The sequence below is a fragment of the Bradyrhizobium sp. CSA207 genome, from assembly GCF_029051685.1.
In the GTDB taxonomy this organism is placed as follows: Bacteria; Pseudomonadota; Alphaproteobacteria; order Rhizobiales; family Xanthobacteraceae; genus Bradyrhizobium.
In genome coordinates, this window is sequence record NZ_JAACFT010000040.1 from 1 (window position 1) to 19,219 (window position 19,219).

Below are 19,219 nucleotides of genomic sequence, written 5' to 3' on the forward strand. Positions count from 1 at the left end.
AACAGCATCTCTGTCAAATCGTGCTGTGCTTGGTTCTTCCGAGGATCGACCAACGACGAAAAGCATTCCGTGAAGCGCTCCAAAATAGTCCCCTCTCGAGTCAGGAGACACTGTCAGAATCAAATTTCCTCGCCTTGGCAATAGCTTGGACGCGCCGACATGCGATTCCCCTGCCCCTCCAGGGGAGGGTAAGCGTCCCTCAATCCAGCTTCGCCTCCATCCCCCGCTTCACCGCGGGGCGCGCCATCAGGGCTTCGTACCAGCGCTTGACGTTGGGGAAATCGGCCAACTCAACCTTGTGGCGAGGATGGCGCCAGGCCCAGCCCAGGATGGCGAAATCGGCCACCGAGAGATCGCCGGCGACGAAATCACGCCCATCGAGGCGCCGGTCCAGCACGCCGTAGAGCCGGCGCGTCTCCGCCATGAAGCGCTTCAGGCCATAGGCGCGGTCCTGCTCGTTCTCCAGCGCGATGAAATGATGCACCTGGCCCGGCATCGGCCCGAAGCCACCCATCTGCCACATCAGCCATTCGTAGACGGGAATGCGGCCCGCCAGCGGCTTCGGCAGGAATTTGCCGGTCTTTTCGCCGAGATAGAGCAGGATCGCACCGGATTCGAACACGTTGACAGGCTTGCCGTCCGGCCCGTCGGGGTCGACGATGGCGGGGATCTTGTTGTTGGGGGACAGCTTGAGGAACTCGGGCGCCATCTGCTCGCCCTTGGTGATGTTCACCGGGATCACCTTGTAAGGCAGCCCCATCTCCTCCAGCGCGACCGAGATTTTCCGGCCGTTCGGCGTGTTCCAGGTGTGCAGCTCGATGGTCATTACCTTATTTCCTTGCCCAGTTTTCTTGCCCGGTTTTCTTGCCCGACAGACCTGCCGCCTCACCTACTCCAGAAGGTTGCACCCCTACAACCGGCGGACCGGGATGGCCGACCGTCAGCCGATCCCTGTTGACTGGACTTGTCTCCTCTGGAATGTCGCGGCCGTGGCGGATAAATTCCGCCACTTCCAAAAATGCTCCCGAGGGACCGCCGTGTCGAAATCAGCCTCCCGCGCCCGCCTGTTCGAAATCATCCGCCGCCGCTCGTTCGGCCGCGGTGACGTGACGCTCGCGTCGGGCCGCAAGAGCGATTTCTATTTCAACCTCAAGCCGACCATGCTGGACCCGGAGGGCGCCACACTGCTCGCCGAGCTCACCTATGAGACGCTGAAGGACGACCAGCTCGATTTCATCGGCGGGCTCGAGATGGGTGCGGTGCCGCTTGCCGGCGCGCTGGCGCAGATCTCCTGGATCAAGGGCCATCCCATCGCGGCGTTCTTCGTCCGCAAGAAGCCGAAGGAGCACGGCGCAAAGCTCGCGATCGAGGGGCTTCCCAAGGGCGAGACGCTTCAAGGCAAGCGTGTGGTGATCATCGAGGACGTCACCACCACCGGCGGCTCGGCGATGAAGGCGGTGGAATCCGTGCGGGAGACCGGCGCCGAGGTGGTGCTAGTGCTGACCATGGTCGATCGCGAGGAAGGCGCCACCGACACGTTCGGCGCGGCCGGCCTGCCGTTCCGCTCGCTGTACAAGGCGTCGGAGTTTTTGAAGGCGTAATTTTCTCTCCCTCCCCGCAAGCGGGCGAGACGAAGCGCCCCCAGTCACCGCTCATTTACCATCACCCTTTATGGTGAATCGGAAGCTGAGACGCGTTTGCTCTCGGCGGGTTGCGTTGCGTCGGGTGGAGTGAGCGTTGCGTACAGTCGTGTCCCATGCGCGCCGGCGGCGTCGCGCGATGCTTGTGGCTGCCATTCTTGCAGCACCGCTGCTCGCGGATCCGGCCCCGGTTTCGGCCGAAGGCCTGTTCGACTTCTTGTTCGGTGGCGCGCAGCAGCAGCGGCCGCAGCGCGAGGTGCCGCAGGCGAGCTCCTACGCTGATCCCTTCACCGGCCAGCAGAATGTCGCAAGCCCGCAATATGTCCCGCCGACGCGCGCGGCTGCCGCCGGCGGATCAGGCCCGGCGTTCTGCGTGCGCAGCTGTGACGGGAAATATTTTCCGCTGATGCGCGGCCTCGCCTCGCCGGCGCAGATGTGTCAGGCGTTCTGTCCTGCCAGCGCAACAAAAGTGTATTTCGGCTCCAGCATCGACGGCGCCACCGCGCAGACCGGCGAGCGCTACGCCGACAGCGAGAACGCGTTCGCCTACCGCAAGGCGCTGCGTTCGGATTGCACCTGTAACGGCCGCGAGCCGGTCGGGCTTGCCCCGATCGATCTGGCGCTGGACTCGTCGCTCAAGGCCGGCGACGTCATCGCGACCACCGACGGCCTGGTCGCCTACACCGGCATTCGCGTCGGCAACGACCAGACCGCAGATTTCACCCCGGTCGCCTCCTATCCCGGCCTCACCGCGCAGGTCCGCGCACGCCTCGGCGAAATGAAGGTGGCCCCGGTGCGCGCAGAGACCGTGGCGGCGGATGCGCCGTCAGCGGAGATTGTGCATGGGGCGTTGCCTGATGTGACGGTGCCGAAGACGCAGGCGAAGCCAGCGAAGCGGGCAGGGCTGGATTAGCTCAGTCTCGTGTCCCGGACGCGGCGCGGCATGAAATGACGCGACGCTGAGCCGGGACCCAGAATACCGCAAAGATGGGCCCCGGCTCTGCAGCGCACCGCGTTGCGCTTTGTCCGGGGCACGAGACTACCTTACGATGATCACCCCGATCACGTTCGGCGCCGCCAGATATTTCTCCTCGATCGCGGCGCGCGCGGCGGCGCGGTTGTCCGGGGTCAACAGGCCGCGCTTCTCAGCCAAAATCATCCAGCAGAAACCCCACCAGTCCGTCAGCATGCCCGCCTCGTCGATAAGGTCATAGCCCTGCTCGGCCGCGAAAATCCGCGCATGTGCTTCGTCCAGCGTGTCGAGAAACAGATGGTCCTCGGACGAGAACAAATCGTCGCTGACGTCGTCGATGGTGTAGCCCCAGATCGACTGGCACACCGCGTTGAACTCGCGGTCGAATTGGTCGTCGTCCACCGCGTAGCGCCGCGCCGTCCGATGCAGCCGCGACAGCGACCGCGCGAAATCGGCGATCCTGGTGAGGGCAAATTGATCGAAGGCAATGGTGGACATGTAGACCTCGCGACGTCTGACAGACCCTAGATATTGTGTCGGCAACGCACCGAATCACAATGATATATCAGAGACTTGCTAAAGTGTTCCTAATTTGTTCCGATGCCTCCACAGAGTCGTCCCGGCGAAGGCCGGGACCCATAACCACCGCTGTCGGACGTTTTCGGAAACGGGCGCCCCGCAATGAATGCACCAGCCGCATACTATGTCTACATTCTCGCGAGCCGACGTTATGGCACGTTGTACATCGGTGTTTGCAACAACCTTAGCAATCGACTGGCGTTACATCGCTCCGGACGCGGTTCAAAGTTCGTCACGAAGTATGGTGTGACGCGGCTCGTCTATGTCGAAACATATGCGACGCCGTCCGAAGCGATCGCACGTGAGAAGGCGCTGAAGGAGTGGCAGCGTGACTGGAAGATTCGCTTGATCGAGAAGGAAAATCCGGATTGGCGCGATCTGTCGCATCTTCTTTGACGGCGGTGGTTATGGGTCCCGGCCTTCGCCGGGACGACACCAATTTTGTGGCGAGCGATTCCCTCAATTCACCGCCGACATCAGCCTATCCCCGCATGCGCTCGCGTAAAACTTGCCGCCGCATTGGCGCTTGATGGCGGTGCAGCGGGCGGCGGGGGAGGCATTTTGCGGGACGGTGAAACCGCAGCTCAGGCCGTCGGCGCTGCGGCCCGGCTTGCCCGCGGCAAATGCAGCGCTGGAAGCGGTGATGCAGACGACGAGCAGGGCCGCGGTGGCGATTTCGATCAGCAGTCGCATCTGCTGTTTCACCCGCAATTTCATGGGCATCTCCTCCACACTGATGGCCGAATTGGCCTCTAATGTAGCACTGAATCCACGCTTTCCCGTGCTGATCCGGGTTCCCAAACCGGCCCATTCCTTGCATAAATTTGCGCCAGTGCAATGCACGGCGGCGCCTGTGATGGTTTCGGTCCGGAAGCATGACGCGTAGGGTTAGTGGTGTTCTCGCGACCAGGAAGTAACGGCCTTGCAAGATTCATCGTTCCAGCCAAATTTTCCTGCCCCCGACCAGCCCATCGACGAACTCGCGCTGGCCGAGATCAAGGGCGCGATCCTGGCGAAGCTGCGTCTTGCCATCGGCAAGGACGCAGGCATGGCGACCAAGCACGACTGGTATCAGGCCGCGGCGCTGGCGCTGCGCGACCGCATCGTGCATCGCTGGCTCAGCGCCGAGAAGCGCAGCTACGACGCGGGCCGCAAGCGCGTCTACTATCTCTCGCTCGAATTCCTGATCGGCCGCCTCTTCACCGATGCGCTCAACAACATGGGCCTCTTGAAGATCTTCGAGGTCGCGCTCGGCGATCTCGGCGTCTCCTTGCCTGAGCTGCGCAAATGCGAGCCGGATGCGGCGCTCGGCAATGGCGGCCTCGGTCGGCTCGCCGCCTGTTTCATGGAGAGCATGGCGACGCTGTCGATCCCCGCGATCGGCTACGGCATCCGCTACGATTACGGCCTGTTCCGCCAGATCATCAATCAGGGCTGGCAGCAGGAATATCCGGACGAATGGCTCGGCTTCGGCAACCCCTGGGAATTGCAGCGGCCCGAGGTGATCTATGACGTTCGCTTCGGCGGCGGCGTCGAGCATGTCGACGACAAGGGCCGCGACCGCGCGATCTGGCATCCGTCCGAGACCGTGCAGGCGTTGGCCTATGACACGCCGATCGTCGGCTGGCGCGGCCAGCACGTCAATGCGCTGCGGCTATGGTCGGCGCGCTCGCCCGACCCCTTGAAGCTCGACGCCTTCAACACCGGCGATTATGTCAGCGCCAGCGCCGAGCAGTCGCGTGCCGAAGCGATCTGCAAATTCCTCTATCCGAACGACGAGAGCCCGGCCGGCCGCGAACTGCGCCTGCGCCAGGAATATTTCTTCGTCTCGGCCTCGCTTCAGGACCTGGTCAAGCGCCATCTCGCCTCCGACGGCCAGCTGCGCAGCCTGTCGAACAAGGTCGCGGTGCAGCTCAACGACACCCATCCGAGCCTTGCCGTCACCGAGCTGATGCGGATCCTGATCGACGATCACAATTTCCGCTGGGACGAGGCCTGGAAGATCACGGTCGCGACGCTGTCCTACACCAACCACACGCTGCTGCCGGAAGCATTGGAGACCTGGCCGGTCGAGCTGTTCGAGCGCCTGCTGCCGCGGCATCTCGAGATCATCTACCGCATCAACGTCCAGCACCTCGCGCTGGCGGAAGCGCGCGCCCCCGGTGACATCGACTTCCGCGCCTCGGTCTCGCTGATCGACGAGAAGAGCGGGCGCCGCGTGCGCATGGGCCAGCTCGCCTTCGTCGGCTCGCACCGCATCAACGGCGTCTCGGCGATGCATTCGGACCTGATGCGCGAGACCGTATTCCACGATCTCAATCATCTCTATCCCGGCCGCATCACCAACAAGACCAACGGCATCACCTTTCGCCGCTGGCTGATGCTGGCGAACCCGAAGCTGACCGACCTGTTGCGCGAGGCCTGCGGCGAAGCCGTGCTCGACGATCCGACGCAGCTCAGCCTGATCGAGGCGCGTGCCAGCGACGTCGAATTCCAGAAGAAATTCCGCAGCGTCAAGCTTCACAACAAGACGGCGCTGGCGCGCCTGATCGGCGAGCGGCTCGGCATCAAGGTCGACCCGAACGCGCTGTTCGACGTGCAGATCAAGCGCATCCATGAATACAAGCGCCAACTGCTCAACGTCATCGAGACGGTGGCGCTGTACCAAGCGATCAAGGACGACCCCAACGGCAATTGGGTACCGCGGGTCAAGATCTTCGCCGGCAAGGCGGCGGCGAGCTACCGCTACGCCAAGCTGATCATCAAGCTGATCAACGACGTTGCGGAGGTCGTCAACAACGATCCCTCGATCGGCGGCAAGCTCAAGGTCGTGTTCCTGCCCGACTACAATGTCAGCCTCGCGGAAGTGATCATTCCCGCGGCCGACCTGTCCGAGCAGATCTCGACCGCCGGCATGGAAGCCTCCGGCACCGGCAACATGAAGCTGTCACTGAACGGCGCCCTCACCATCGGCACGCTCGATGGCGCCAACATCGAGATCCGCGACCATGTCGGCGCAGAGAACATCGCCATCTTCGGCATGGAGGCCGGCGACGTGATGATCCGGCGCAAGCAGGGCCTGGATGCCTCCGACGTGATCCGCAGATCGCCAAAGCTCCAGCGCGCCATCAACTCGATCGGTGGCGGCGAGTTCTCGCCCGGCGATCCCGGGCGTTTCGAGTCGATCGCGCATGCCCTGCGCTATCTCGACCACTACATGGTCAGCGCCGATTTCGATTCCTATTACGAGGCGCAGCGCAGCGTCGATGCGCGCTGGCAGGTGGCGCCGGCCTGGACGCGCGCCAGTATCCTCAATGTCGCGCGCATGGCGTGGTTCTCGTCGGACCGCACCATCCGCGAATACGCCGAGGAGATCTGGAACGTGCCGGTGAATCCGTCCACGCCCTTGCTGCCAAACCTGCGCGACGTGGCGGGCTGATTTCCCACGCGACGAAATCGGCGTTACCTGCGAGGTTATTGCATCTCGCAGGATGGATGATGATATGATCGCCATCATCCCCAAGGCGGGGTCGGCGATATGGACGCCGTAACCTCGAGCACCGTCATTGCGAGCGCAGCGAAGCAATCCAGATTCTTTCCGCGGCGACAGTCTGGATTGCTTCGCTGCGCTCGCAATGACGGTGGGGTCGGTATCGAGGACAGCAATGCACGCCAAGCTCCCGCACCCTTTCGACGATGCCACGCGCGTCACCGCCGGCGACAGTAGCTGGCAGGGGCACACCAGCGACGATTACTGGGCCTTTGTCGGTCCGTTCGGCGGCGTCACCGCCGCAACCATCCTGCGCGCGTTGATCGACCATCCGCAAGCCGTCGGCGATCCGCTGGCGGTCACCGTCAACTATTGCGCGCCGATCGCCAAGGGACCATTCGATCTCGACGTCCGGCTGGTGAAGGCCAACCGCTCGAACCAGCACTGGAGCGTCGAACTGTCGCAAGGCGGCGGCGAGGTCGCAACGCTCGCCACCGCCGTGTTTGCCGAGCGCCGACCGTCCTGGGAGCACGGGGTGGCGAAATGTCCGGACGCCAGTTCGTTCGAGAACACACTGCCTTTCCCGAAGATCTCGGCGTCCTGGGCCAATCAGTATGATTTCCGATTCGTCGAGGGCGAGATGCGCGTCGGGCCGCCGCAGGTCGAGCTCGCCAGCACCTATTCGAAAGTCTGGATCGGCGACCGCACGCCGCGCAAGCTCGACATGCTGTCGCTGATGGCGATGTCAGACGCATTCTTCGGCCGCATCTTCCATGCACGGCGCGAGCTGGTGCCGTTCGGCACGGTGTCGCTGACGACATATTTCCACACCGACGCGGAAGAGCTCGCGGCCGAAGACATCACCCGCGTGCTCGCGACAGCTGACGCAAAGATCTTCCACAAGAGCTATGGCGATCAGAACGGCGAGCTGTGGTCCCCGAGCGGCCGCCTGCTCGCGACCACGACGCAGATCGCGTATTTCAAGGCGTGAACTTCTTTCCCTCTCCCCTTGTGGGAGAGGGTCGCTCGCCGCGCTAGCGGCGAGACGGGTGAGGGTCTCTCTCCGCACGTCACTGTCGCGGTTGAGTTCGCGGACACAACCCCTCATCCGGCGCTTCGCGCCACCTTCTCCCACAAGGGGAGAAGGGACAACCCAAACAAAAAGGGCGGCCTCACGGCCGCCCCTTCGCGTTTCAAGTAGGAAAAATTACTCCGCCGCGAGCTTGACGTCCGGCGCGGCTGCACGCACCTCGGCGTCCACCTGGGCTTCGAACTTTGCAAAATTCTTCTGGAACATGCCGACCAGCGCGCGGGCGGTCTTGTCGAACTCGTCCTTGTCCTTCCAGGTGTTGACCGGGTTGAGGATCTCAGCCGGCACGCCCGGCAGCGCGGTCGGGACCGCGAAGCCGAAATACTTGTCGGTGCGGAATTCGACGTTGCGCAAGGAACCGTCGAGCGCCGCGGTGAGCAGCGCGCGCGTCACCTTGATCGGCATGCGCGAGCCGACACCATACTTGCCGCCGGTCCAGCCGGTGTTGACCAGCCAGCAGTCGACATTGTGCTGGGCGATCAGGTCGCGCAGCATGTTGCCGTAGACGGATGGATCGAGCGGCAGGAACGGCGAGCCGAAGCAGGTGGAGAATTCCGGCTGCGGCTCGTTGCCGAGACCGCGCTCGGTGCCGGCAACCTTGGCGGTGTAGCCGGAGAGGAAGTGATACATCGCCTGCGCCGGCGACAGCTTGGCGATCGGCGGCAGCACGCCGAAGGCGTCGGCGGCGAGCATCACTACGTTCTTCGGCTGCGGCGCGCGGCCGGTGCGCGAGGCGTTCGGGATGAAGTCGAGCGGATAGGCCGAGCGCGTGTTCTCGGTCTTGGAGCCGTCGTCGAAATCGACCACGCGGGTGTCCTCGTCGAGCACGCAATTCTCGAGCACCGCGCCGAAGCGCGTCGAGGCGGCGTAGATCTGGGGCTCGGCTTCCTGCGACAGTTTGATGCACTTGGCGTAGCAGCCGCCTTCGAAGTTGAACACGCCGTTCGGGCCCCAGCCGTGCTCGTCGTCACCGATCAGCGTGCGGTTGGGATCGGCGGATAGCGTCGTCTTGCCGGTGCCTGACAAGCCGAAGAAGACCGCGGTGTCGTCCTTGGCACCGACATTGGCCGAGCAATGCATCGGCATCACGCCGCGCTCGGGCAGGTAGTAGTTCAGCGTGGTGAAGACCGACTTCTTCATCTCGCCGGCGTAATAGGAGCCGCCGATCAGCACGATCTTGCGGGCGAAGTCGATCGCAACGACGTTCTCTGAACGCACACCGTGGCGCTTGGGATCGGCGCGGAAGCTCGGCATGTCGATGATGGTGAGCTCCGGCACGAAGCTCGACAGCTCGATCGCCTCGGGGCGGATCAGGAGCGTGCGGATAAACAGCGAATGCCAGGCCAGCTCGGTGAAGACGCGGGTCTTGATCCGGTAGGCGGGATCGGCGCCGCCATAGAGGTCTTGCGCGAACAGCGACTTGCCTTCGGCGTGCTTGAGGAAGTCCTGGTAGAGCGTCTCGAACTGCTCGGCGGTGATCGACTGGTTGCCGGCCCACCACATCTTCTTGTCGGTGGTGGCGTCACGCACCGTGAACTTGTCCTTCGGACTGCGGCCGGTGAACTCGCCGGTGTCGGCGCAGAGCGCGCCGTCGGCGGACAGCACCGTCTCACCCTCGGAGAGCGAATATTGATAAAGCTGTGGCGCGCCGAGATTCCAGTGAACCCGTTTGAGATTCTTTAAGCCGAATTTGTCGGCGCCGAAGGCACCGTTGCGCACGCCCGTCTCTTGCACGAAAAATCCTCCTCGAAGCCGCGACACTCAGCGCGATCATGGTTTGGCGCCGCCGCGGTCACCGTGAATAATAGGCCATCCGGCCTCGGCTGGACGACCTAATAATGATGAACGCTGGCGTTGCCAAGCTGATCCCGCAGGATTTGGTTTATTCAAGGACCGCGCCAAACGTCGCGCATGTCTGCTCTGAGCAGGCGCATCGAGAAATTGCGGATGATCGCGCAACCAAATGCGCGATTCAGCGTTACATGTGGTTATTGCGACGCACAATCGCGAGACCGGTCTAGCGTACTGCACCTTCACCGATGAGCGCGAACGGCGCCCAGATGGCGGGATAAGCATTGCGCGGTGACGACGTGTCCTCGAGATAGGCCAGCATCGCACGCCGCAACGCTTCAGCACGACCCAATCCAGGTTCGTTTTTGAGCAGATCGAAAGTCGACGTGGTCAAGCGGGTGGCAGCTTCCGAATCCACGGCCCAATGCGAAGCCAAGAGCGCGCGCGCACCGGCATAGAAGAACGACCGCGCCAATCCCGACAGGGCCTCGGCGCCCGGCTTGTCGCCGGCGATGGTGTTACAGGCCGACAGCACCACCCAATCCGCATTGAGCTTGAGCTGGGCGACTTCGCTTGCTGTCAGCAGGCCGTCGTCGAGCTCCGAGGGCTGATCGGGAATGGACAGCGCGAGCGACGGCTCGCCAAGACCCTTGACGTCGCCGGCGACGAGGCCGTGGGTCGCAAAGTAGATGATGCCGTATTGAGCAAGCGCTGCACGCTTGAGCGTCGTTTCGCTGGCGTCGCGGCCGAGATGAATATCGGCCTCGGCCGCGCCGACATCCCTGGCCACCGCGATCAGCTCGTCCGCGGTATCGGGCAGTTGCGGCAACGCCTGCGCAAGCCGCGCGCGATCGACACCCGCGCCCCGCCAGAAATCCGTATAGGCCACGGTCGCGATGCTGCGCACGGCCATCTTGCTGTTTGCAGCACGCCGGTCGGCGGGACCTTCCTGCGCGGGGTTGAACACGGGATCGCCAAAGCCCGTCATCGGCTTGGCGCCTTGGTCCTTGCGCGCGAACGCGCGGAGCGATTTGAGGCTGACGACCGACGGCAGCACCGACACGGCCTGACGCCGCAACAGCCAGGCGGCGTTGCGATAGCCTTCGAGCTTGTCCGGGATGGCAGCTTGCGGTCTCTCCGTGACAAGCAAATGAAACGGCAACGCGGTCAGCGCACCGGACGGCACGACCAGCAGGCTGCGTTTCTGCCTGGTCAGCGTCTCGACCGGGCCAAGCAGCGCGACATAGAGCTCGCTCGCGAGCGCAAGATCGAACAACCCCGATTTGTCGGAGGCGTCGCGCGCCTTGCCGACGTCGAGCCCTCTGCGGAATGCAGACAGTTTCTGTGCCAGCGCATCCGCACCCAGCGGGATTTCCTTCCAGTCGACACCCTCGCGCGTGATCGCGATGACATAGCTTTGCTTGTCCACCACGGAGTAGAGCACCATCGCTTCGTCGGCCGACAGCAGCGGCTGGATGTCCTTCACCGTCAGCGGCAGCGGGTTCGAGAGCGAGGCATAGTCTGGAAACTCGACGGCGAGCGTCTTCTGCAAGCCCGCGCGCTCGTTTGCGATCGCCACGAGCCGGGCGCGGCTGCGTTGCTCGGACGCGACGTCGCGCTGTGCCGATTGCCTCGACACGGCAGTGATGATCGCCTTGTCGAGCGCCTCGGTCTCGGCCGCCAGATCCTGGTCCCGGCGCACGAGCTCGGCGAGCCGGTCGCTGCCGGCGGCGAGCCGCACCGCCAGCTTGTTCACGGCAGATGCGGCGGAGGATTGCGTGCCGCGCTGGATCGCCGCCAGCGCCTCATCCAGCGCTTTGTCGTCGGGTAACAGGTATTGCTCCCGCGCAGCCAACAGGACAGGCAGCACGACGCGCAACTGCGCCCGATTGCTGGCGAGCGTCTTTTCGGCGAACGGCAAAGCAGCGGCGTTCCGCCCAGATGCATAGAGAAAATAGGCGAGGTTGCTGGTCGAGGTCGCAACGTCAGGATGATCCGGCCCGAGCGCGCGCTCGCGAATGATAAGCGCGCGGCGATAGAGCGGCTCGGCATCGGCATAGCGCAGCTGGTGCTCGTAAAGCCCGGCAAGATTGTTGAGGGAGCGCGCGACGTCGGGGTGATCCGGCCCCAGCACCTTCTCGCGGATCGCGAGCGAGCGCTTGATCGGCGCTTCGGCATCCGCATCGCGGTTGAGATCGCGATAGAGCTGGCCGAGATTGTTCAGGAGCGTCGCGACCGCCGGATGCTCGGGGCCGCCGGCCTTCTGGTAGATCGCGAGCGCGCGCTGAAACAGCGGCTCGGCGTCCGCATAGTGCTCCTGCTTCACATAGAGCGTGGCGAGATTGTTACGGGACTGACCGACATCGGGATGCTCGCGCGACAGCGCCCTTTCGCGAATCGCGAGCGCGCGCCTGAACAGCGGCTCAGCCTCGGCGAAGCGGCTTTGCCGCTGATCGAGCGCGGCGAGATTGTTCAGCAGGGGCGCGATTTCGACGCTGTCGAGACCGACCGCCTTCTCCATCAGCGCGATGGCGCGCTTGTACAGCAGTTCGGCCTGATCGTCGTGACCCTGGTCGGCGTAGATCTGGGCAAGGTTGTTGAGCGCGGCGGAAAGATCGCGGTTGTTGCTGGTCTTCTCGAGGCTCGCCACCATGGCCTGCGCCAGCGGCAGCGCCTCCGAATATTTGCCGGCGCTCCTAAGCCCGTTGATCCGCGCGCTCTGCGCCGAGAGATCGCCCTTCTGGGCACGGCTGGGCGTGACCTGCGATGCGGTGATCGCAAGCGCCAGACCCGCGACCAGTGCCAAACGACGACGCGTCATGAATCCTCTCGCTGCCAATCAGACCGGCTACGGTCTTGGGTCGCGGCGATGCACGGGAGCGTTCAATTTATCGCTAGTCGGCTTTTGCGCGCGCTTCGCCCGCCAGGCGGACCAACATCTTCCGCAGCGCCGTGCCGCTGGTCACCCGCTCCGGGAACTCCAGCCGCAGCGCGGTCTGGCCATCCTGCATGTCGAGGCCCTCGGGGTCGCAGCCTGTGCAGCGCCAGTCGCCCTCGGCCGCGCCGAGGAGCTTTGTCGCATAGAGGCCCATGGTGTCGCGATGGTCGGCATTCATGTGCTCGACTGCTCCCTCCTCTGCCGCTAGCAGATCCTCGGCGCCCGTGAGGTCCGTCAGGAATTGCTCAGGCTTGAGATCGACGATGCGGCCAAAGCCGGCGACCAGATGGGTTGCCGTGGGCCGAACCCGGAAGAAAGAGAAATCCTTAAAAGAAACAAAGGCTTCTGCCGACGGATGGGCATTGAGATACCGCCGCTGCAGCAGGTCCGTCTCGGCGTCGGCCTGTTCCGCCCGGCCGGACAGCATGATCCGGGCGCCTTCAAGCGGATCGCCCGCCGCCCGCTCGTCCAGCATCAGGGAGACCCTGGGGTCGGCCAGGATATTTCTGGTGTGAACGGCCAGGCGCGAGATCAGGAGGATGGGAGAGCCGTCGGGGTGGCTGGCCAGATTGACCAGGGAACAATAGGGATCGCCGCTTCCGGCCATCAGAGTGGCTAAGGCCCCCTGCCGGGAACGCCTGAGCAGCGATTTGGCGAGCTTTCCAGGGTCGAAATCGGGGGTCGGTTCCATGGCTTTCTCGGGTCAGGTGGTTGCAAGGGGGGTCTTTTTTCGGGTAAACGGGGATCCGGTTATGGGTCGACATGCGGCGGATCTGCCGTGTTTCGCGGAACTTGGTCACACTTCAGCCCAGCTTGCATTGCTCGGTGACAAAGTTCGAACTCCAAGTTCGGGACCACTCCAAGTTCGGGACCCATGTATGCGGCGCATCACTGGATTGCTCGCCGTTTAAGCCACGATCCAAACGGAAAGCAGAAAGCAGGCTCATGCCCACAATCGCTTTGGTCGACGACGACCGCAACATTCTCACATCCGTCTCGATCGCGCTGGAAGCGGAAGGCTACCGCATCATGACCTACACCGACGGCGCCTCTGCGCTGGACGGTTTCCGCACCACCCAGCCCGATCTTGCCATCCTCGACATCAAGATGCCGCGCATGGACGGCATGGAGACGCTGCGCCGGCTGCGGCAGAAATCCGACCTGCCGGTGATTTTCCTCACCTCCAAGGACGAGGAGATCGACGAACTGTTCGGTCTCAAGATGGGCGCCGACGATTTCATCCGCAAACCGTTCTCGCAGCGCCTGCTGGTCGAGCGTGTCAAGGCGGTGCTGCGCCGCTCGGCGCCGAAGGACCCGACCGTCGCCCCGAAGGAGAACGACGCCAAGGCACTCGATCGCGGCCTGCTGCGCATGGATCCGGAACGGCATACCTGCACCTGGAAGAACGAGCCGGTGACGCTGACCGTTACCGAATTCCTGATCCTCCAGGCGCTGGCGACCCGGCCCGGCGTGGTGAAGAGCCGCAACGCGCTGATGGACGCCGCCTATGACGACCAAGTCTATGTCGACGACCGCACCATTGACAGCCACATCAAGCGGCTGCGCAAGAAGTTCAAGGTGGTCGACAACGAGTTCGAGATGATCGAGACGCTCTACGGCGTCGGTTACCGTTTCAAGGAAGCCTGAGGCGCGCGCCTTCACGAACCACGAGGGCATCGCCGGTTCTGATTCCATCGGAACCGGGATGGCTCTAGGATGCGGGGACTTGATCGCACGAGCTGTGCCAACGCGGGCGTAAGCATTGCTTGACCGAACGCAGCCTCATTCGAACCGGAACGCCCGGGATGTCGCATCCGATGGCGGCCCGGAGCACGTGGCCGAGGACAAGCCGGTCGCGCAGGGCTGGCGGCCGCTCAACTGGCTGAAGCGCGCCGGGCAGTTCTTCTTCGCGCTGTCCTTCTCGAGCCTGACCCGCCGTATCGTCTCGCTCAACCTGGCGGGCCTCGTCGCGCTGGTCGCGAGCATCCTGTACCTGTCGCAGTTCCGCGCCGGCCTGATCGACGCGCGCGCGCAGAGCCTGCTGGTGCAGGCCGAGATCATCGCCGGCGCGATCGCGGCCTCCGCAACCGTGCAGACCAATGCCATCACCATCGACCCGGACCGGCTGCTCGACCTCAAGCCGGGCGAGACCTATGGCGGGCCGGACGACTATTCGCCGCTGGACTTCCCGATCAATCCGGAGCGCGTGGCGCCGGTGCTGCGCACGCTGATCTCGCCGACCAAGACGCGCGCCCGCATCTACGATCCCAACGGCAGCCTGCTGCTCGACAGCCGCAACCTCGAAAACGTGCTGCGCTACGATCTGCCGCCGCCCTCCGCCGAGAAGCCCGGCATCGTCGAGCGCGGCATGGTCGCGGTGCGCACCTGGCTGAACCGCGGCGACCTGCCGCTCTATCGCGAGCTCGGGCCCGAGAACGGCAACGGCTATGCGGAAGTGGGCGATGCGCTCCAGGGCCAGAAGCGCTCGATGGTGCGGGTCAATCCGCGCGGCGAGGTGATCGTCTCGGTCGCGGTCCCCGTGCTGCGCTCGCGTGCCATCCATGGCGCGCTGATGCTGTCGACGCAGGGCGACGATATCGACCAGATGGTCACCGCCGAGCGCCTGGCGATCCTCAAGGTGGGCGGCGTCGCCGCCGCCGTCATGATCATGCTGTCGCTGCTGCTCGCCAGCACCATCGCGGGCCCGGTGCGCCGGCTCGCCGACAGCGCCGAGCGCGTCCGCCGCCGCATCAAGAGCCGCGTCGAGATCCCCGACTTCACCCGCCGCCGCGACGAGATCGGCCATCTCTCCGGCGCGCTGCGCGACATGACCAACGCGCTCTACAAGCGGATCGAGGCGATCGAGATGTTCGCCGCCGACGTCGCCCATGAGCTGAAGAACCCGCTGACCTCGCTGCGCTCCGCGGTCGAGACGCTGCCGCTTGCCCGCAACGAGAACAGCCGCGCCCGCCTGCTCGAAGTGATCGAGCATGACGTCAAGCGGCTGGACCGGCTGATCTCCGACATCTCGGATGCGAGCCGGCTCGATGCCGAATTGCAGCGGCAGGACGCCATTCCGGTCGATCTGCGCCGCCTGCTGACGACGCTCGTGTCGGTCGCCAACGAGACCAAACTCGGTCACGACGTTGCGGTCGAAGCGCGCTTCGAGGGCCGCAGCCCGACCGACATTTTCGCCGTGACTGGTCATGATTCACGGCTCGGGCAGGTCGTCTCCAACCTGCTTTCCAACGCACAGTCCTTCTCCGAGCCCGGCAGCAGGGTGCGCCTCACCTGCCGCCGCGTGCGCGGAGAAATCGAAATCGTGATCGACGACGACGGCCCCGGCATCCGCGACGACGCGCTGGAGCGCATCTTCGAGCGCTTCTACACCGACCGTCCGCATCAGGGTTTCGGCCAGAACTCCGGCCTCGGGCTGTCGATCTCCAAGCAGATCGTCGACGCCCATGGCGGGCGCATCTGGGCCGAGAATCGCGCAGGTCCCGCGGACGCTGACGGCGCGCCGACGGTTGCTGGCGCGCACTTCGTGGTGAGGCTGCCGGCGCTATGAGCGAAGGCGGCCCCAGCGTTCACGCCTCCGCCGTCAGGGTCGGGAATCTGGCGGTGCTGATCCGCGGGCCCTCGGGCGCCGGCAAGTCGCGGCTAGCCTTCGATTTGATCATGGCAGGGCGCGCGGGGGTGGTCGAAAGGGCCGTTCTGGTCGGCGACGACCGTGTCCATCTTGCGACAGTCGGCGATGAAATTGTGGTTCGCCCCGTCCACGTGTTGGCCGGGCTGATCGAGGTCCGGGGGCTGGGAATCCGGCGCTGCGACTTCGTGGAGCATGCGACGGTCGGCCTCGTTGTCGATCTGGACGCGGACGACGCGGAGCGCCTGCCGCCGCCCGAATCGCTGAAAATAAGCCTCTCCGGTGTCGAAATACCGCGAATCCCGGTCGCTCGCGGCTATTCGCCCCTCCCACTGGTTGTTGCGGCCTTGACCACTACCAAGAGTTCATCTTCGGTTAACGCTCCCGGCGATTGTTTGAAGGGAAATGGTAACCATATGAACCCCACTATCGCGACCGAGTAGACCGGCGCAGCTCCCCTCATCCATCCGTCTAGATTCAGGGAGATACGCAACATCCCCTCTTGCGCGGGGGCTCTGGATGGTCAAAGTGGCGCGTTCGTGCGGTGCACCAAAAGCGCCCGCGAGGAGTTTTTCCGATGATTGGTCTAGTACTTGTGACCCACGGGCGCCTTGCCGACGAATTCAAGGCAGCGCTTGAACATGTCATGGGCCCGCAAAAGCAAATCGAAGCGATCACGATCGGTGCCGAGGATGATTCCGATCTCTGTCGAAGCGACATCATCGAGGCGGTTAACCGCGTCGATTCCGGCGACGGGGTTGCGATCCTCACCGACATGTTCGGCGGCACCCCATCCAACCTTGCAATATCCTGTATGAGCCGGCCGAAGGTCGAGGTGCTCGCGGGCATCAACCTTCCCATGCTGGTGAAGCTCGCCAAGGTGCGCGAGGAGCGTTCGCTGCCCGATGCGATCGCGATGGCTCAGGAAGCGGGCCGCAAATACGTCACCATCGCCAGCCGCGTGCTCGCCGGCAAATGAGCGACGACGCGCCGCTCGGAAACCAGACCGGGACAGGCGTGCCCGCGGGCGCGATTTCCAAAGAGCTCCTGATCATCAACAAGCGCGGCCTGCACGCCCGCGCGTCCGCAAAATTCGTCCAGGCGGTCGAGCGCTTCAATGCGCAGGTCTGGGTGACGCGCGGCGGCGAGACCGTCGGCGGCACCTCGATCATGGGCCTGATGATGCTGGCCGCTGGGCCCGGCACCACGATCACGGTGGCGGCCGCCGGCGATGATGCTGAAGCCGCACTCGCGGCGATCACCGAGCTGGTCGAGAGCAAGTTCAACGAGGAAGGCACCTAGCGCCTCGGATACAGGTGCGTGCCCTCGCCCCGCGCTTCGCGCAGCGAGCCGAAGCGATCACTTCTGCGGCGGCGCGATGTAGATGTTCCAGGTCATCGACGGGCCGGGCTTGCCGTGGGTGAAGCGGCGCGTCGTCATGACGATACGCTCGGCATTCGGCGCGGTCTCGGAGATCCACTTCTCGAACGCAGGCAGGCGGCCGTCGGTTGGATCGAACACGCCGATGAAGCCGAGCGTGTTGACGTCCTCGAGCGAGGTCAGCCCTGAATTCCAGGCCTCGTTCGGCGTGAACGCGCCGGGATGATCCGGGCTGTAGAACACCATCGGCTGAATCGATTCCATGGTGCCGGCGACGACTGCCCAGCGCGAGGCGAAGCGCGCATGCCAGGCCTGCGTCAGTTCGCGTGCGAGCTCCGAGCGCGCGCCATAGGTCGCGGTATTGTCGGCATTGACCGCCATCTCGCGCGCGGCGATCCAGGGCGAAGCGGCGAGCGTCGCGGCGCTGAGCACGAGCCAGATCGCGGCGATGTTGAACAGGACCGCACTCTGCACCCGCAACGCGGGGATCGCGACCAGCGCCAGCGGCACCAGGAAGAACAGCGAGATGCCCCAGTCGGTCTTCAAGTAGATGCTGAAGACCAGCGCACCGAGCGGCGGGCCGACCGCGACGATGATCTGGACGATCCAGACATTCAGCGCCTGCGAAAGGTTGACGCCGGGATTGGTGCCGCGCGCCCAGTCCCGCGTGACGATGCGCAGCGGCGCGCGCAGCAGCAGCGTGAACCAATGCGGCACCAGCGCCATCGCCAGCGCTGCGAGCGCCACCGGCAAGGCCAGCAGCGCGACATTGTGCAGGACATAGCCGAGCACGAGCTGATGCACCTGGCCGCGGTCCTCGATGCTGTAGGTGTCGCCGGCATAGGTCAGCGGCACGAAATGCGCGTCCGCGAGCCAGACGATGTGCGGGATCATCGCGACGCCAAGCGTCGCGATCGCGAACCAGGGCGCGGGCGACAACAGGAATTTCAGCCGCTCGGGATGCATCAGCGCGGCAAGCCCGATGGCGCCGATCATGGTCAGCACCCAGTATTTGGTCATCAGCGCCAGCGCGCCGGCGAGCCCGAGCAAGATTCCGGACTGCCAGCTGCGCTTCTCGAAGGCGTTGAGATAAGCGAGCACGAGCAGCGGCAGGGTGACGAGCTGCAACAGGTCCGGATTGTACTTGAAACCCTTGAAATTGAAGATCGGGTAGAGCGCGACCATCACCACGACCAGGAACGCGCGACGTGCGTCGACGACGCGCAAGCTCACCAGCCAGCAGATCACCATGCCGACGCCGACCGTCGCCATCGCGAGCGCATAGGTCGCCCAATCCGCCGCAGGGAACACCTTGAACCAGAGGCCGGCGATCCAGCCCGACAACGGCGGATGCTTGCCGTAGCCGAGCAGGAATTTCTGGCCCCAGCCATAGGCTTCCGCGACGTCCATATGAACGTCCTGCGCTGCCTTGAGATTGATCAGGATGAAGGTCCAGAGCACCGCATGCAGGATGGCAAGCTGGATCACCAGCCAGAGGCGGGCCTCCGGGCGGGTCGCGCAGGCGACCAGCCAGGCCCGGAAGCGGCCAAAGCTCACCCGGGTCTTCGCGCGCGCCCGGGCCGATGGGATCGAAGTGATGGACATGGGCCGTTGCGTAGCGCGTTTTGGCCTTTCGTGGAATCAGCTTGGCGTGAAGAAAGCCCCTGAAAATACAGCAATATGGTTGCCGCA

The 19,219-nt window shown here is 64.3% G+C and carries 17 protein-coding genes; 10 read left to right on the forward strand and 7 right to left on the reverse strand.

The features are described from left to right. Positions 1-199: 199 nt before the first annotated feature. On the reverse strand, positions 200-826 hold the full coding sequence (locus GWG65_RS33470; protein ID WP_275199756.1) for a glutathione S-transferase family protein: 627 nt from the start codon (positions 824-826) through the stop codon (positions 200-202). A gap of 211 nt (positions 827-1,037) precedes the next feature. On the opposite strand from GWG65_RS33470, the gene pyrE reads away from it, so the two are divergent. Both pyrE and GWG65_RS33480 read left to right on the forward strand, forming a co-directional pair. Further along, on the forward strand, positions 1,038-1,601 hold the full coding sequence (gene pyrE, locus GWG65_RS33475) for an orotate phosphoribosyltransferase (protein WP_275199757.1): 564 nt from the start codon (positions 1,038-1,040) through the stop codon (positions 1,599-1,601). Positions 1,602-1,779: 178 nt separating this feature from the next. Continuing rightward, entirely contained in the window at positions 1,780-2,553 is a 774-nt protein-coding gene (locus GWG65_RS33480) for a DUF2865 domain-containing protein (protein ID WP_275199758.1), read from the forward strand. A gap of 126 nt (positions 2,554-2,679) precedes the next feature. On the opposite strand, the gene GWG65_RS33485 is transcribed toward GWG65_RS33480, so the two are convergent. Continuing rightward, on the reverse strand, positions 2,680-3,111 hold the full coding sequence (locus tag GWG65_RS33485) for a hypothetical protein (RefSeq protein ID WP_275199759.1): 432 nt from the start codon (positions 3,109-3,111) through the stop codon (positions 2,680-2,682). A gap of 183 nt (positions 3,112-3,294) precedes the next feature. Between GWG65_RS33485 and GWG65_RS33490 the strand changes: the two genes are divergently transcribed. After that, entirely contained in the window at positions 3,295-3,588 is a 294-nt protein-coding gene (locus GWG65_RS33490) for a GIY-YIG nuclease family protein (RefSeq protein WP_275199760.1), read from the forward strand. 63 nt (positions 3,589-3,651) lie between these two features. Here the strand turns inward: GWG65_RS33490 and GWG65_RS33495 are convergent, their stop codons facing one another. After that, complete coding sequence (locus tag GWG65_RS33495) at positions 3,652-3,909, reverse strand: hypothetical protein (RefSeq protein WP_275199761.1); 258 nt, start codon at positions 3,907-3,909, stop codon at positions 3,652-3,654. Between the two features lie 205 nt (positions 3,910-4,114). Between GWG65_RS33495 and GWG65_RS33500 the strand changes: the two genes are divergently transcribed. Beyond that, a complete protein-coding gene (locus GWG65_RS33500; protein WP_275199762.1) occupies positions 4,115-6,631 on the forward strand; it encodes a glycogen/starch/alpha-glucan phosphorylase in 2,517 nt (838 codons plus the stop codon). Between the two features lie 226 nt (positions 6,632-6,857). Next, positions 6,858-7,673 carry a thioesterase family protein gene (locus tag GWG65_RS33505; RefSeq protein ID WP_275199763.1) on the forward strand — a complete coding sequence of 272 codons (816 nt, stop codon included), beginning with the start codon at positions 6,858-6,860 and terminating at the stop codon, positions 7,671-7,673. Between the two features lie 216 nt (positions 7,674-7,889). On the opposite strand, the gene GWG65_RS33510 is transcribed toward GWG65_RS33505, so the two are convergent. From GWG65_RS33510 to GWG65_RS33520, 3 genes are all read right to left on the reverse strand, one after another. Next, a complete protein-coding gene (locus tag GWG65_RS33510) occupies positions 7,890-9,506 on the reverse strand; it encodes a phosphoenolpyruvate carboxykinase (protein ID WP_275199764.1) in 1,617 nt (538 codons plus the stop codon). 283 nt (positions 9,507-9,789) lie between these two features. Then, positions 9,790-12,384, reverse strand: coding sequence for a CHAT domain-containing tetratricopeptide repeat protein (locus GWG65_RS33515; RefSeq protein ID WP_275199765.1), 2,595 nt, complete (start codon positions 12,382-12,384; stop codon positions 9,790-9,792). 73 nt (positions 12,385-12,457) lie between these two features. Next, complete coding sequence (locus GWG65_RS33520; RefSeq protein WP_275199766.1) at positions 12,458-13,192, reverse strand: DUF2470 domain-containing protein; 735 nt, start codon at positions 13,190-13,192, stop codon at positions 12,458-12,460. A 254-nt stretch (positions 13,193-13,446) separates the two neighbouring features. Between GWG65_RS33520 and GWG65_RS33525 the strand changes: the two genes are divergently transcribed. The 5 genes from GWG65_RS33525 (at position 13,447) to GWG65_RS33545 (ending at position 17,449) form a co-directional block, all read left to right on the forward strand. After that, positions 13,447-14,148, forward strand: coding sequence for a response regulator transcription factor (locus GWG65_RS33525; protein WP_008542552.1), 702 nt, complete (start codon positions 13,447-13,449; stop codon positions 14,146-14,148). A gap of 115 nt (positions 14,149-14,263) precedes the next feature. Next, on the forward strand, positions 14,264-16,069 hold the full coding sequence (locus GWG65_RS33530) for a sensor histidine kinase (RefSeq protein ID WP_275199767.1): 1,806 nt from the start codon (positions 14,264-14,266) through the stop codon (positions 16,067-16,069). Next, positions 16,066-16,590: an HPr kinase/phosphatase C-terminal domain-containing protein gene (locus GWG65_RS33535; RefSeq protein WP_275199768.1), complete on the forward strand. Its 525-nt coding sequence runs from the start codon at positions 16,066-16,068 to the stop codon at positions 16,588-16,590. The genes GWG65_RS33530 and GWG65_RS33535 overlap by 4 nt, the downstream gene beginning before the upstream one ends. A gap of 134 nt (positions 16,591-16,724) precedes the next feature. Then, complete coding sequence (locus tag GWG65_RS33540; protein ID WP_024339151.1) at positions 16,725-17,126, forward strand: PTS sugar transporter subunit IIA; 402 nt, start codon at positions 16,725-16,727, stop codon at positions 17,124-17,126. Beyond that, positions 17,123-17,449, forward strand: a complete 327-nt coding sequence (locus tag GWG65_RS33545) for an HPr family phosphocarrier protein (RefSeq protein WP_275199769.1) — start codon at positions 17,123-17,125, stop codon at positions 17,447-17,449. Before GWG65_RS33540 ends, GWG65_RS33545 begins: the two co-directional genes overlap by 4 nt. A gap of 57 nt (positions 17,450-17,506) precedes the next feature. On the opposite strand, the gene GWG65_RS33550 is transcribed toward GWG65_RS33545, so the two are convergent. After that, complete coding sequence (locus GWG65_RS33550) at positions 17,507-19,132, reverse strand: glycosyltransferase family 39 protein (RefSeq protein ID WP_275199770.1); 1,626 nt, start codon at positions 19,130-19,132, stop codon at positions 17,507-17,509. Between the last annotated feature and the right edge of the window lie 87 nt (positions 19,133-19,219).

Coding starts and splice junctions, on each gene's coding strand:
- GWG65_RS33505 (WP_275199763.1), top strand. CDS start 6,858: ATGCACGCCAAGCTCCCGCACCCTTTCGACGATGCCACGCGCGTCACC.
- GWG65_RS33550 (WP_275199770.1), bottom strand. CDS start 19,132: ATGTCCATCACTTCGATCCCATCGGCCCGGGCGCGCGCGAAGACCCGG.
- GWG65_RS33540 (WP_024339151.1), top strand. CDS start 16,725: ATGATTGGTCTAGTACTTGTGACCCACGGGCGCCTTGCCGACGAATTC.
- GWG65_RS33485 (WP_275199759.1), bottom strand. CDS start 3,111: ATGTCCACCATTGCCTTCGATCAATTTGCCCTCACCAGGATCGCCGAT.
- GWG65_RS33525 (WP_008542552.1), top strand. CDS start 13,447: ATGCCCACAATCGCTTTGGTCGACGACGACCGCAACATTCTCACATCC.
- GWG65_RS33545 (WP_275199769.1), top strand. CDS start 17,123: ATGAGCGACGACGCGCCGCTCGGAAACCAGACCGGGACAGGCGTGCCC.
- GWG65_RS33470 (WP_275199756.1), bottom strand. CDS start 826: ATGACCATCGAGCTGCACACCTGGAACACGCCGAACGGCCGGAAAATC.
- GWG65_RS33515 (WP_275199765.1), bottom strand. CDS start 12,384: ATGACGCGTCGTCGTTTGGCACTGGTCGCGGGTCTGGCGCTTGCGATC.
- GWG65_RS33495 (WP_275199761.1), bottom strand. CDS start 3,909: ATGAAATTGCGGGTGAAACAGCAGATGCGACTGCTGATCGAAATCGCC.
- GWG65_RS33480 (WP_275199758.1), top strand. CDS start 1,780: ATGCTTGTGGCTGCCATTCTTGCAGCACCGCTGCTCGCGGATCCGGCC.
- GWG65_RS33535 (WP_275199768.1), top strand. CDS start 16,066: ATGAGCGAAGGCGGCCCCAGCGTTCACGCCTCCGCCGTCAGGGTCGGG.
- GWG65_RS33490 (WP_275199760.1), top strand. CDS start 3,295: ATGAATGCACCAGCCGCATACTATGTCTACATTCTCGCGAGCCGACGT.
- GWG65_RS33520 (WP_275199766.1), bottom strand. CDS start 13,192: ATGGAACCGACCCCCGATTTCGACCCTGGAAAGCTCGCCAAATCGCTG.